General features: G+C 74.2%; 7 protein-coding genes. 4 read left to right on the top strand and 3 right to left on the bottom strand.

From position 1 onward, the window contains the following. Nucleotides 1-86 precede the first annotated feature (86 nt). Nucleotides 87-686 (bottom strand): helix-turn-helix domain-containing protein, encoded by a 600-nt coding sequence (locus AB6L24_RS01425; RefSeq protein WP_405651059.1) that lies wholly within the window; start codon nt 684-686, stop codon nt 87-89. Nucleotides 687-831: 145 nt separating this feature from the next. Here AB6L24_RS01425 and AB6L24_RS01420 point away from each other — a divergent pair, with 145 nt between their 5' ends. Continuing rightward, nucleotides 832-2,427, top strand: coding sequence for an MFS transporter (locus AB6L24_RS01420; RefSeq protein ID WP_405651057.1), 1,596 nt, complete (start codon nt 832-834; stop codon nt 2,425-2,427). A 132-nt stretch (nt 2,428-2,559) separates the two neighbouring features. Here AB6L24_RS01420 and AB6L24_RS01415 read toward each other — a convergent pair whose 3' ends face one another. Continuing rightward, nucleotides 2,560-3,360, bottom strand: coding sequence for an ABC transporter ATP-binding protein (locus AB6L24_RS01415; RefSeq protein WP_405651055.1), 801 nt, complete (start codon nt 3,358-3,360; stop codon nt 2,560-2,562). A gap of 151 nt (nt 3,361-3,511) precedes the next feature. On the opposite strand from AB6L24_RS01415, the gene AB6L24_RS01410 reads away from it, so the two are divergent. Beyond that, nucleotides 3,512-4,513: an ABC transporter substrate-binding protein gene (locus AB6L24_RS01410; protein WP_405651053.1), complete on the top strand. Its 1,002-nt coding sequence runs from the start codon at nt 3,512-3,514 to the stop codon at nt 4,511-4,513. A gap of 185 nt (nt 4,514-4,698) precedes the next feature. Here the strand turns inward: AB6L24_RS01410 and AB6L24_RS01405 are convergent, their stop codons facing one another. Then, the gene (locus AB6L24_RS01405; RefSeq protein WP_405651051.1) at nt 4,699-5,889 is read right to left on the bottom strand and encodes a M20 family metallopeptidase; all 1,191 of its coding nucleotides are present in this window, start codon (nt 5,887-5,889) and stop codon (nt 4,699-4,701) included. Nucleotides 5,890-6,012: 123 nt separating this feature from the next. On the opposite strand from AB6L24_RS01405, the gene AB6L24_RS01400 reads away from it, so the two are divergent. Together AB6L24_RS01400 and AB6L24_RS01395 are read left to right on the top strand one after the other, a co-directional pair. Beyond that, the gene (locus AB6L24_RS01400) at nt 6,013-13,317 is read left to right on the top strand and encodes an amino acid adenylation domain-containing protein (protein WP_405651048.1); all 7,305 of its coding nucleotides are present in this window, start codon (nt 6,013-6,015) and stop codon (nt 13,315-13,317) included. Between the two features lie 5 nt (nt 13,318-13,322). Next, a complete protein-coding gene (locus AB6L24_RS01395; protein ID WP_405651046.1) occupies nt 13,323-13,529 on the top strand; it encodes an MbtH family protein in 207 nt (68 codons plus the stop codon). The last annotated feature ends 20 nt before the right edge of the window (nt 13,530-13,549 follow it).

The following is a 13,549-nucleotide window of genomic DNA, read 5'->3' as shown; positions in this document are numbered from 1 at the left end:
CCACGGCACGGCTTCTTGCCGTCTGCGCAAGGAAGTCGCCGCTCCTGCTGCCCGGCACGCAAGAACCCGCGTGTGCTCCGGCGCCGTCACTCGTCGGAGGTCCGAGCGGCGCCGTCGGCCTCGGCGGTGTCGCGCTGGTGGCCGCGGCGGGCGTCGCGGTCGAAGATGCCCATGATCTCGCACGGCCCGCCCTCGGCGCCGATCGCGTGCGGCATCATCGTGGGGAACTCGGCCGCCTGGTTGGTCTCGATGCGGAACCGGCGATTGCCGAGCAGGAGGACGGCGGTGCCGGACAGGACCACGAGCCATTCGCGGCCGGGGTGGGCGCGCATACGGGCGGGGTTGTCCGGCGGAGGGTCGGTCATCCGCTGACGCATCACGCTCATGCCGGGGTCGCCCTTGATGGGCCAGCGCATCAGACCGTGGGCGGCGTCGATCATCGGGCTGACGACGACGTCGTCGGCGGCGTTCTCCACGAGCTGGTCCAGGGTGGTGTCCAGGGCGCGGGCGAGGGTGACGAGCTGGTCCAGGGCGAGGCGGCGGCGTCCGTTCTCGATGCGGCTGAGCGAGGACTGGCTGAGGTTGGCGCGGGTGGCCAGTTCCTCCAGGGACCAGCCCTGGGCGACCCGCAGGGCGCGGATCCGTTTGCGTACGAGGCCGTCCAGCTGCCCATCTTCTTGCGTCATGGGCAACAGCGTATGCCTTGGCGGCAAGGCGGGCCTACTGTCGGCGGCAGGTGGCCCGGATCGGCGGGCCACGCGCGTTCACCCCCCTCACTGCGGCGGCCGGCCCTGCTCCGGCGCTGATCCCGCATGCCCTCGGAAGGAAGACATGAGTACGCACCAGCCTCCCCAGGCGGCGGCACCGGCGAGCGGAGCGGGCACGCCCGACGCGCGTCAGCTGCGCACGATCCTGGTCGCCGTCTCCGTCGCGCTGATGGCCGTCATCGCGTCGGTGTCCGGGCTGAACGTCGCCCAGACCCAGATGGCGGTGGAGTTCGGCGCCTCGCAGAACACCGTCCTGTGGATCATCAACATCTACACCCTGGCACTGGCCGCGCTGCTGCTGCCGCTCGGCGCCATCGGCGACCGGCTGGGCCGCAAGCCCATGCTGATCGCCGGGCTGACCGTCTTCGGCGCCGCGAGCGTCGTCGCGGGGCTGGCTCCGTCGGCCGGGGTGATGATCGCCGCGCGTGCGGCCGCGGGCGTGAGTGCCGCGATGATCATGCCGATCACGCTGGCCGTCATCACGAGCACGTTCCCCGCGGAGCAGCGCGGCAAGGCGATCGGCGTGTGGACCGGCGTGGCCGGGGGTGGCGGCATCCTGGGCATGTTCCTGTCCGCGCTCCTGGTCGATGTCGCCGACTGGCGCCTGCTGTTCGCCCTGCCCGTGGTCCTGGTCGTCGTCGCTCTGGTGATGACGCTGAAGGCCGTGCCCAACTCCCGCCGGGACGCGGCTCATTCCTTCGACACCACGGGCGCCTCGCTGTCCGCCGTCGCCGTGATCGGCCTGATCTTCGTTCTGCAGGAGGGCCCCGAGCGCGGCTGGAACGCCCCGGTGACGCTGACCGGTCTGGCCGTCGGTGTCCTGGCCGCTGTCGGATTCGTGGCCTGGGAGCTGCGCCGCCGCGACGCCGCGCTCCTTGACGTGCGCCTGTTCCGCGAGCGCGGCCTGGCCGGGGGCTCGATCACGCTCCTGGTGGTCTTCGGGGTCCAGGCGGGTGTCGCCGTGGTCCTCTTCCCGTTCTTCCAGGCCGTCCTCGGCTGGTCCGGGCTGCTGTCCACCGTGGCGATGATGCCCATGGCCGTCATGATGATGTCGGCGTCCGGCCTGGCCCCCAGGGTGGCCGCACGCGTCGGCGCCCGCGTCACCATGGCCGTGGGCGTCGCCCTGGCCATGCTCGGCCTGGTCCTGATGGCCGTGTTCGTCTCCGTCGACGGCGGATACCTCTCCGTCCTGGCCGGCCTGCTCGCCATGGGCGCCGGCATGGGCCTTTCGATGACCCCCTCGACCGAGGCCATCACCAGCTCCCTGCCCCGCGCCGAACAGGGCGTCGCCTCGGCGCTGAACGACGTCACCCGTGAGTTCGGCACCGCCCTCGGCGTGGCCCTGCTCGGCGCCCTGCTGTCGGCGGGCTACCGCGGCGCCATCGACGACAAGCTCGACGGCATCCCCCAGGAGGCCGCGGACGCCGCACGCGAAGGTGTCGCCAACGCCGTCGAGGCGGCACCCGGCGGCGGCGCGCACTCCCAGGACCTCGTCCACGCCGCGCAACAGTCGTTCGTCGACGGCTGGCGGCAGGCCATGTGGGCGGGCGTCGCCGTGATGGGCGTGCTGCTCGTCCACACCGTCCTGCGCGGCCCGAAGGACCCGTCCCCCGCGACCGTGGACGAGCCGGAGCCCGCGGTGGCCGACGTCGCGCGCTGACGGTGCGACAACTGTCGGCCCCGGCGGCCGGGTTGCGACAGGCGGATGCGGTCGGTGTCGCCGCCGCGCGCATCCCGGCCACTCACCGCATCGGAGCCGTCGGGAACAACCGGAACCGTCGGCGCTGCCCCTCTAGCGGCTGTCCCCGGCCGTGGCCGCCACCCGCGCGGTCGGCACCACGACCGGGGCGCCGTCGGACGGCGCGAAGAGGATCTCCGTGTCGATGCCGTACAACTCCCGGACCAGGTCCGCGTCGATGGTCTCGCGGGGCGGTCCCGACGCCACGACGCGGCCGTCGCGCATCGCGACGACGGTGTCGGCGTAGCGGGCCGCGGCGGCGAGGTCGTGCACGACCATGACGACGGTGCGGCCGCCCGCGGCGATGTCGCGCACCAGGTCGAGGACCTCCACGGCGTGGCCGATGTCGAGCGCGCTGGTCGGCTCGTCGAGCAGGACCACCGGGGTCTCCTGGGCCAGGACCATCGCGAGCCAGCAGCGTTGGCGCTGGCCGCCGGAGAGCTCGTCGAGGCGCCGCTCGGCGAGCGGGGTGGTGCCGGTGGCGTCGAGAGCCTTGGTCACGGCTTGTTCGTCCTCGCGGGACCACTGCCGGAACAGACCCTGGTGCGGGTGGCGGCCGTAGCGTACGAGACCCGCGACCGTGACGGCCTCGGGCGCTTGCGGGGACTGGGGGAGCAGGGCGATGCGGTGCGCCGCCTCGCGCTGGCGCAGCCGCCACACGTCCGCGCCGCCGGCGAGGACCCGCCCCGCATCCGGTGCGTGCAGCCGGGCCATCGTCCGCAACAGGGTCGACTTTCCGCAGCCGTTGGGGCCGACGACGGCCACCACCTGGCCGGAGCCGATCGTGAGGTCGACCTCGTCGACCACGGTGCGGCCGGCGTATCCGGCGGTGACTCGCTCGACGCGCAGTTCCACTGTGTGCCTCGCCCTTCCCGGGGGATGAGGCAACCCCTTGCCTCGCAACTGTAAGGTAAGGCTAACCTTAGTCTCTGCGCCGTGGGGTGGCGCGGCCGGATGGCCGCGCGCGCCTCGGCCCAGTCATGTCCCATTGAACACGGAGCCTTCGATGAACCTGCCCCGCAGATCCCTTCCCCTCGTGCCGCGCCGCGCGGCGCAGGCAGTCGCAGCCCTCGGGGCGGCCGCGCTGCTCCTGACCGGATGCGGTTCCGACTCCGGCTCGGACAAGAAGGACTCCAAGGGCGCCTCGGCGGGCGAGGCCTCCGGCACGCGCACGGTGAAGGACGCCACGGGCCGCACCGTCAAGGTCCCCGCGCACCCCAAGCGCATCGTCACCCTGACCCAGGAGGACCTGGACGCGGTGCTCGCGCTCGGCATCGAGCCGGTCGGCATCACCAACGGCCAGGGCCTCGACAAGCCCCCGGCGTACCTGGCCGACAAGGTCAAGGACGTCGACGTCGTCGGCAATCTGCTCCAGCCCGTGATGGACAAGGTCGTCGCCGCCAAGCCCGACCTCATCCTGGCCGGTGACATGCAGGACGAGCAGGTACTCAAGCAGCTCCGCGAGATCACCCCGGCCACCCTGGTCACGATGGCGCCCACCGATGAGTGGAAGCTCTCCTTCCGTGGCATCGGCAACGCCGTGAACAAGCTGGAGAAGGCCAACAAGGTCATCGCCGACCACGAGTCCGCCGCGAAGGCCGCGGGTGCGAAGCTCGGCGCCGACAAGGGTGCCGAGGTGTCCATCGTCCGCTGGAACCCGGACGGCCCCAGCTGGATGGAGAAGAAGCAGTTCGCCAGCGGCGTCGCCCTGGAGATGGGCCTGAAGCGGCCCAAGACGCAGAACAAGGACGGCAACGCCCACACCCCGTCGCTCAGCCTGGAGAAGATCGACCAGATCGACGGCGACTGGCTGTTCCTCTCGACCCTGACGTCCGACGGCGAGAAGGCCCTGAAGGACGTCCAGTCCAAGCCCGCGTACAAGGAGCTCGGCGCCGTCAAGAAGAAGCACGTCGTGACCGTGAACGGGTCGGTCTGGTCCACCCGCGGCGGACCGCTGGCCAGCGGTGTCGTGCTCAAGGACATCACCAAGGCGCTGTCCAAGTCCTGAAGGTCCTGAGGGCCCTGAGGATCCCGAGGGCCTTGAGGGTCCCGAGGACCTAGAGGGCTCTGTGAGGCCTGTGAGTCCTGGCGTGCCGTCGGTGGCCGGTACCTGACCGGTCCCGACGAGCCGTCATGTGGCCGTGGCCGCTCCCCGATGGAGCCCGGGGGGCGGCCACGCCAGCCACGCGGGAGTCAGCCGCCGGTAGCCTGCCCGTCGGCGCGGACGAAGTCCACCGCCGTCCACGCCATCGCCGTCGCCCCGTCGAGCAGTGCCCGTTCCCCCGTCGGGGAGATCGCCGCCTGCGCGAACTCCGGCTCGTGCGGGCCGCAGGCGCCGCCGCTGATGTCGAGCACGGGGTGGATGGACGGCACGACGTGGGACACGTTGCCCATGTCGGTGCAGGCGAACGGCGGGCGCTCCACCGGCTCAGGGCGTCCGAGCGCCCGTGCGTTGCGCGTCCAGAGCTCGATCAGGGCGGGGTCGCCCCGGAAGTCCAGATAGTCCGGCTCGGGTCGCTCCAGCGTGACCTCGCAGCCCGTCGCGAGCGCCCCGGCGCGGAAGCAGTCCTCCACGCGGGCGCGCAGTTCGGCGAGGTCCTCGGCGGCCAGCGCCCGCAGTTCGTACGAGGCCGTCGCGCGGACCGGGACCGCGTTGGGGCTCGTGCCCGCCTCCGTGGTGATGCCGTGCACCCGCCACTGCGGCGGCAGATGCTGGCGCAGCAGGCCGAGCGCGACCTGCGCGACGGTCAGGGCGTCGGCGGCGTTGCGGCCCTCGTGCGGATTGAGGCTGGGGTGCGCGGCGCGACCGGTGTACGTGACCGACAGCGTGCCGAGCGCGAACGACCGGAAGTCGGACATCTCGAACGGGCACGGGTGCACCATCATCGCCGCGTCCACCCCGTCGAACGCCCCGGCGTCGATCATCAGGGCCTTGCCCGCCCCGCGCTCCTCCGCCGGCGTCCCGAGCACCCGTATCCGCAGGCCGAGTTCGTCGGCGACCGGGGCGAGCGCGAGGGCCGCGCCGACCCCGGCGGCGGCGATCAGATTGTGGCCGCAGGCGTGGCCGAGGTCCGGCAGGGCGTCGTACTCGCAGACGATCGCCACCGTCCGCGGCCCCGGACCGAGCGTCGCGGAGAGCGCGGTCTCCAGGCCGTACGCGGGGGATTCGACCGCGAATCCGGCCGCCGTCAGGGCCTCGGCGCACCAGGCGGCGGCGCGGTGCTCGGTGAAGGCCGTCTCCGGGTGGCCGTGGATGCGGCGGCTCAGGGCGATCAGGTCGTCGCGGTGTCCTTCGACGCCTTGCCGCACGGCGGACTTGAGGTCGTCGGGGGCAGTGGTGGCGCCGTGCGTCGCTGCGGCTTCGCCGTGGGTGGGGTGCGGCATCGGTCCTCTTCGGGTGCGGAGGCGGACGGAACGGTTCGCGTCATCGCCCCCGAGAACATAGCTTAGGCTTACCTAACTTCGCGCTGGTGGTCCGGTGCGCTCGATCCCCGAGGAGTTGTACGCATGCATCCGCGTCCGGACGACGTGTTCCCGCTGCTGACGCCGCAGGCCGGCATCCACTACGCGCGGCAACTGGACCCCGGCGGCGCCGCGTTCCACACCGCGGACGTCATGGAGATCCACGGCGCCCTGGACGAGGACCGGCTCGAGCGTGCCGTGCGCCGGACCGTCGCGGAGGCCGACACGCTCCGCCTGCGCGTGACCGAGGTGGACGGCGAGCCGCGGCAGTGGGTGCGGGAGGCGGCGTACGCGACGGACCTGCCCGTGCACCGGCTCGACCTGCGCTCCGAGGACCGGCCCGAGGAAGCCGCCGACGCCTGGATCCGCGCCGACCTGGCCCGCCCCGCCGACGCCGGGGACGCGGCGGACGCGGCGGATGCCGGGGACGACCACGGCCTGATGACCCAGGCCCTCATCCGGATCGCCGACGACCGCACGTGGTGGTACCAGCGCGTGCACCACATCGCCGTCGACGCCTACGCCCTCCAGCTCATCGGCCGCCGCGTCGCCGAGCTGTACACCGCGTTCACGGCCGACCCCGAAGCATCCGCGCCCGCCTGCCGTTTCGCGCCCCTGCGGGAACTCGTCGAGGACGAGGCCCAGTACCTGGCGAGCGACCGCCTCGCCACCGACCGGGCCTTCTGGGCGGAGCGCATGGCGGACGCCCCCGCCCCCGTGACCCTCTCCGGCCGCCCCGCGACCGGCGCCACCGGAGAACTCCGCAAGGCGACGGCCGAACTGCCGGGCCTCGACCGCGTCTCCGCCGCCGCCACCGCGGCCAAGGCCACCTGGGCGGAGCTGGTCGTGGCCGCCGCGGCCGCCTACCTGCACCGGATCACCGGCGCCCCCGAGGTCGTGCTCGGCCTGCCCGTCACCAACCGCCGCGGCCCCGCCGCCCTGCGCACCCCCGCCATGACGGTCAACGTCCTGCCGCTGCGCCTGGCCGTCCGCCCCCAGGACAGCGTGGCCGAACTGCTGCGCCGCGTCGTCCTGGAGATCCGCGCCGTGCGCCGCCACCAGCGCTACCCGCAGGCGGACCTGCGCCGGGACCTCGGCCTCGGCTCCGCCGCCACGCCCCTCACCGGCCCCATGGTCAACGTCAAGCCGTTCGACGGCGACACCCTGGACTTCGCGGGCCTGCCCGGCACCGTGCGCAACCTCGCCGCGGGCCCCGTGGAGGACCTGGCGATCGGCGCGTGGCCCAGCCGCGACGGGGGCCTCACTCTCAGCCTCGACGCCGCCGCCGACCGCTACGACACCGACGAACTCGCCCGTCACCAGGCCGCGTTCCAGCACCTCCTGCGCGCCCTCACCGACCAGCTCCTCGCCGACCCGCACCGCCCCCTCGCCACCCTCGACCTGATGCCGGCCGACGAGGTGCGCCGCGTGACGTCGGGCCGGACCGAGGAGCCCGCCACGACGACCGTGCCCGCCGCGTTCGCCGCGCAGGCCGCCCGCACCCCCGACGCTGTCGCCGTGCGCTGCGGCGACCGGGCCCTCACCTTCGCCGGCCTCGACGCCGCCGCCAACCGGCTCTCCCACGAACTGGCCGCCCGCGGCGTCACCGCCGAGACGCCCGTCGCCCTCGCCCTGCCGCGCGGCACCGACATGGTCGTCGCCCTCCTCGCCGTCCTCAAGGCGGGCGGTGTCTGCCAGCCCCTGGACCTCGGCCACCCCGCCGCCCGCACCCGCGCCGTCCTCGCGGACGCCCGGCCCGTGTGCGTCCTCGGCACGACCGACACCCTCGCCGCACTGCCGCCGCACACCGTGCCCGAACTCGCCCTGGACGACGCCGAAGCGCGGGCCGCGCTCGCGGAGAGACCCGCCCTCGTCCCCGCGGCCGCGCCCGCCCCGGACAGCGCCGCCTACGTCATCCACACCTCCGGCTCCACCGGCCGCCCCAAGGGCGTCGTCGTCACCCACGCCTCCCTGGCCAACCTCCTCGCGGGCCACGGCACCGACCACATCGCCCCGGCCGTCGCCCGCACCGGCCGCGCCCGCCTGCGCGTCGCCCACAGCGCCTCGTTCGCCTTCGACGCGTCCTGGGACCCCGTCCTGTGGATGGTCCACGGCCACGAACTGCACCTGCTCGACGACGGGACGTACCGCGACCCCGCGGCCCTCACCGCCTACGTCGACACCCACCGCGTCGACTACCTCGACGTCACGCCCTCCTACGCGGAGGCACTGATCGCCGACGGCCTGCTCGACGAGGGCAGGCACCACCCCGCCGTCCTCGTCGTCGGCGGCGAGACCGTCCCGGAGCCGCTGTGGCGACGCCTGTCCGCCGTCCCCGGCACGCATCCGCTCAACCTGTACGGGCCGACGGAGACCACCGTCGACGCCTACTACTGGACCGGCGCCGAAGCCGACGGGCGGCCCGTGCGCGCCGCCCGCGCCTACGTCCTCGACTCCAGCCTGCGCCCCGCCCCCGACGGCGTGGCCGGTGAACTGTACGTCGCGGGCGCCTGCCTGGCCCGCGGCTACCTCGGCCGGCCCGACCTGACCGCCGAGCGCTTCGTGGCCGACCCGTTCGGCGCGCCGGGCGGCCGCATGTACCGCACCGGGGACCTGGTGCGGCGCCGGGCCGACGGCACCCTGGAGTTCCTGGGGCGCACCGACGACCAGGTGAAGATCCGCGGCTTCCGGATCGAACTCGGCGAGATCCAGAGCGTCCTGGCCGCGCACCCCGGCGTGGCGCAGGCCGCCGTCATCGCCAGGGACGGCGTCACGGGCAAGCGGCTGCTCGCGTACGCGGTGCCGCGTACCGGTACGGGGGCGGGCCCCCTTGTCGGTGCGGACTCCGTCACCGGAGTGGACCCCGTCGCCGGTGCGGGCTCCGTCGCCCGCGTCGACCCCACCGCCCTGCGCGACCACCTGGCCGCCGCCCTCCCCGAGCACATGGTCCCCACGACCGTGACCCTCCTCGACGCGCTGCCGCGCACCGCCAACGACAAGCTCGACCACCGCGCCCTGCCCGAGCCGGAGACCCCCGCCTCCGGCGCGCCCGACGTGGCCGCCACGGACGATCCGCACACCGAGGTCATCCGAGGGCTCTTCGCGGACCTCCTCGGCCTCGGCGAGCCGGTCGCCCCCGACGCCGGGTTCCTCGACCTCGGCGGCCACTCGCTGCTCGCGGCCCGGCTCGCCGCCCGCATCAAGGAGACCTTCCACGCCGACGTCTCCCTCGCCGACGTCTTCCGCACCCCCACGCCCGCCGGGCTCGCGGCGCTCGTCCGCGCCCAGGAGGCCGAGAGCGCGCCGGACGGTGACCAGGACCCCGCGCCCGCCGTCACCCCCGTCCCCCGCACCGGCGACCTCCCCCTCTCGCCCGCCCAGCAGCGGCTCTGGTTCCTGCACCGCCTGGAGGGCCCGAGCGCCACGTACAACATCCCGCTCGCCCTCAGCCTCGAAGGCCCCGTCGACCGGGACGCCCTCACGCTGGCCCTGCACGACCTGAGCGCGCGGCACGAGACGCTGCGGACCGTGTACCCGGTCACGGAGGGCGCCGCCGACGACCTGCCCTGCCAGCGGATCCTCGACCCGGACGACCCCGCTGCCCGAGCGGTCCTGCACCTCGCCGCGCCCGGCGACGACCTCGGCGGCGCCGTCCGGCACTGCTTCGACCTCGCCGCCGAACCCCCGCTGCGCGCGACGCTGTTCATCACGGGACCCGACCGGCACACGCTCCTGCTGCTCCTGCACCACATCGCCGGTGACGGCGCCTCCACCACGCCCCTCGCCCGGGACCTCGCCACGGCCTACGCCGCCCGACTCGCGGGCCACGCCCCGCAGTTCGCCCCGCTGCCCCTGCAGTACGCCGACCACGCCGCCCACCAGCAGCGCCTCCTCGGCCCCGCCCAGGCGCCGACGGCCCTCGCCGAACAACACCTGGCGTACTGGAAGCAGGCCCTCGCCGGACTGCCCGACCAGCTGGAACTGCCCGTCGACCGGCCCCGCCCCGCCGTCGCGTCGCACCGGGGCGACACCGTTCCCTTCCACCTCGACGAGGCCGCGCACACCGCCCTGGCCCGGCTCGCCCGCGCCACCGGCGCCAGCGTGTTCATGACCGTGCAGGCCGGCCTCGCCGCGCTCCTGACCCGGCACGGCTGCGGCACCGACATCCCCCTCGGCACGCCCGTCGCGGGCCGCGCCGACGACGCCACCGCCGACCTCGTCGGGTTCTTCACCAACACCGTCGTGCTGCGCGCCGACACCTCCGGCGACCCGACGTTCCGCGACCTGCTCGACCGGGTGCGCGCCACCACCCTCGGCGCCCACGAACACGACGCGCTGCCCTTCGACCACCTCGTCGACGCGCTCAACCCGGCCCGCTCCCTGGCCCGCCACCCCCTCTTCCAGACCATGCTCGCCTGGCAGTCCGTCCCCGACACCGCCTTCGCGCTCGCCCCCGGCCTCAGCGCCCGCATGACCGCCGTGCCGTCCGGCACCGCCAAGTTCGACCTCACCCTCAACGCCGGGGAACGGCCCGGCGGCGGCATCGGCGGATTCCTGGAATTCCGCACCGACCTCTTCGACCGCGCCACCGCCCAGGCACTCGCCGACCGCCTCGCCCGGCTGCTCACCGCCGCCGCCGACGCCCCCGACACCCCGCTCGCCCTGCTGCCCCTGCTCAGCCCCGAGGAGCTGCGCCGCGCCCTGGTCGACGGCAACGCCCAGGCCCTGCCCGCCGGCCCCGCCGAACCCGCCGCCCTCGCCGAGCGCTACGAGGAAGCCGCCCGCAGCCACCCCCACCGCATCGCCGTCAGCCACGACGGACAGCAGCTCACCTACGCCGAACTCTCCGCGCGTGCCCACCGCCTGGCCCGGCTGCTCGCCGCCCGCTCCATCGGCCCCGGTTCGATCGTGGCCCTCGCCCTGCCCCGCTCGGCCGAACTCGTCACCGGGCTCCTCGCGGTGTCCCTGTCCGGCGCCGCGTACCTGCCGCTCGACCCGGACTACCCGGCGGAGCGCCTCGCGTACATGCTCGCCGACGCCCGGCCGGCCGCCGTCGTCACCGACACGGCCACCGCGCCCCGGCTGCCCGCCCACGACCTGCCCGTCCTCACCGTCGACGGCGACACGACCGGCTCGTACGCGGACACACCGCTGCGCGACGAGGACCGCACCAGGCCCCTCGCCCCGGAGGACCCGGCGTACGTCATCTACACGTCAGGATCCACCGGCCGCCCCAAGGGCGTCGTGGTCTCGCACCACAACGTCACCCGGCTCCTGACCGCCACCGACCACTGGTTCGCCTTCGGCCCCGACGACGCCTGGACGCTGTTCCACTCGTACGCCTTCGACTTCTCCGTGTGGGAGCTGTGGGGCGCCCTCCTGTACGGCGGCAAGGTCGTCGTCGTACCGCACCTCACCAGCCGCGACCCGGGCGCCTTCCTGCGCCTGCTCGCCGAGGAACGGGTCACCGTCCTCAACCAGACGCCGTCCGCCTTCTACCAGCTGGCCGCCGCCGACCGCGACGCGCCCGGCACCGAACTCGCCCTGCGCTACGTCGTGTTCGGCGGCGAGGCGCTGGAGCTCGGGCGGCTCGCCGACTGGTACGACCGGCACGCCGAGGACGCGCCGACGCTGGTGAACATGTACGGCATCACCGAGACCACCGTGCACGTCACCCACTTCCCGCTCGACCGTGCCACGGCCGCCGCCGCCACCTCGTCCACCATCGGCGTCAACATCCCCGACCTGCGCGTGTACGTCCTGGACGACCGCCTCCAGCCGGTGCCGCCCGGCGTCACCGGGGAGATGTACGTCGCGGGCGAAGGCGTGGCCCTCGGCTACCTGGGACGGCCCGACCTGACGGCCACCCGGTTCGTGGCCGACCCCTACGCGCACCTCTTCGGGGCGCGCGGCAGCCGCATGTACCGCTCCGGCGACCTGGCCCGGCGCCGCGCCGACGGCACCCTGGAGTACTTCGGGCGCGCCGACCACCAGGTGAAGATCCGTGGCTTCCGGATCGAACTCGGCGAGATCGAGGCGGCCCTCGCCGCCCACCCGGACGTCGCGGACGCGGCCGTCGTCGTCCGCGAGGACACCCCCGGCGACAAGCGCCTCGTCGGCTACGCCGTGCCCGCCCCGGGAGCCTCCGGCACGGCGGCGGAGCTGCGCGAACACTGCGCCCGGCACCTGCCCGTCCACATGGTCCCCTCGGCCGTCGTGCTCCTGGACCGGCTGCCCCTGACCGGCAACGGCAAGCTCGACCGCAAGGCCCTGCCCGCGCCCGGCGCGCCCGCGGCCACCGGCGGCGGCCGGGCCCCGCGCACCCCGCGCGAGGAACAGCTCTGCGTGATCTTCGCCGACGTGCTCGGCCTCGAACGGGTCGGCGCCGAGGACAACTTCTTCGACCTCGGCGGGCACTCGCTGCTCGCCGTGCGCCTCGCCGCCCGCGTCCAGGCGGCGTTCGGCACCGACGTCTCCATCGGCACCGTGTTCCAGTCGCCCACCGTCGCCGCCCTCGACGCCGTGCTCGACGCCGACCGCGAGGACGACCCGCTGGACGTCCTGCTGCCGCTGCGCCCGGCCGGGGACCGCGCCCCGCTGTACTGCGTGCACCCCGCGGGCGGGCTCAGCTGGTGCTACGCGGGCCTCATCCGGCACCTGCCGCCGGACGTGCCCGTCTACGGCCTCCAGGCCCAGGGCGTCGGCCCCGCGACGGCCGCCGAACCGCTGCCCGCCACCCTGGAGGAACTCGCCGCGCACTACGCGTCCCGCGTCCGCGAGGTCCAGCCGAGCGGCCCCTACCGGCTCCTCGGCTGGTCCACCGGCGGCATCATCGCGCACGCGGTCGCGGCCGACCTCCAGGCCGCGGGCGAGGAGGTGCAGCTCCTCGCGATCCTCGACGCCTACCCGGCCGAGGGCTTCCGCGACCTGCCCGAGTCCGACCACGCCGAAGCCCTCGAATCGCTCCTGACGATGGGCGGTTACGGCCCCGACAGCCTGGAGGGCAAGGCGCTGACGACGGCCAACGTCGTCGACGTGCTCCACCGCGAGAACAGCCCCCTCGCCGCGCTCCCCACCGCCACCATCGAAGCCCTCGCCGACACCTACCTCAACACCAACGACCTGGTACGGCGCTATGACCACCGCCGGTTCGACGGCGACGTCCTGTTCTTCCGGGCCACCGTCGACACCATCGACGACGCCCTGACGCCCGACACCTGGACGCCCTATGTGAGCAGACGCATCGACAACACCGATGTCGCCTGCTCCCACAAGGACATGACCCTGCCCGAGCCGATCGCGCACATCGCCCGCGTGGTCGCCGACCGCCTCACCGAGCTGGAGAAGTGACCCCCATGACCGGCGACGCCCCTGCCAACCCCTTCGACGCGGACGGCCCCACGAGCGCCTTCGTCGTCCTCGTCAACGAACGGCACCAGCACTCCCTGTGGCCGCTGTTCGCGAGCGTCCCCGACGGCTGGACGGTCGTGTACGGCCCCTGCCCGCGCGCCGCCGCGCTGGAGTGGGTCACCGCGCGTGACGCCGGGGCGCTCGCCCGGTGAAGGACACCTCCACAGACTCG

Origin of the sequence: Streptomyces sp. RK9, from assembly GCF_045070545.1 — a bacterium.
Classification (GTDB): domain Bacteria; phylum Actinomycetota; class Actinomycetes; order Streptomycetales; family Streptomycetaceae; genus Streptomyces; species Streptomyces alboflavus.
The sequence above is the reverse complement of the archived record's forward strand: the minus strand, read 5'-3'. Positions and strand labels throughout refer to the sequence as shown.

Bases quoted from the DNA above. Each gene is read 5' to 3' on its own strand.
- AB6L24_RS01420 (WP_405651057.1), top strand. From the start codon at position 832: ATGAGTACGCACCAGCCTCCCCAGGCGGCGGCACCGGCGAGCGGAGCG.
- AB6L24_RS01400 (WP_405651048.1), top strand. From the start codon at position 6,013: ATGCATCCGCGTCCGGACGACGTGTTCCCGCTGCTGACGCCGCAGGCC.
- AB6L24_RS01410 (WP_405651053.1), top strand. From the start codon at position 3,512: ATGAACCTGCCCCGCAGATCCCTTCCCCTCGTGCCGCGCCGCGCGGCG.
- AB6L24_RS01405 (WP_405651051.1), bottom strand. From the start codon at position 5,889: ATGCCGCACCCCACCCACGGCGAAGCCGCAGCGACGCACGGCGCCACC.
- AB6L24_RS01425 (WP_405651059.1), bottom strand. From the start codon at position 686: ATGACGCAAGAAGATGGGCAGCTGGACGGCCTCGTACGCAAACGGATC.
- AB6L24_RS01395 (WP_405651046.1), top strand. From the start codon at position 13,323: ATGACCGGCGACGCCCCTGCCAACCCCTTCGACGCGGACGGCCCCACG.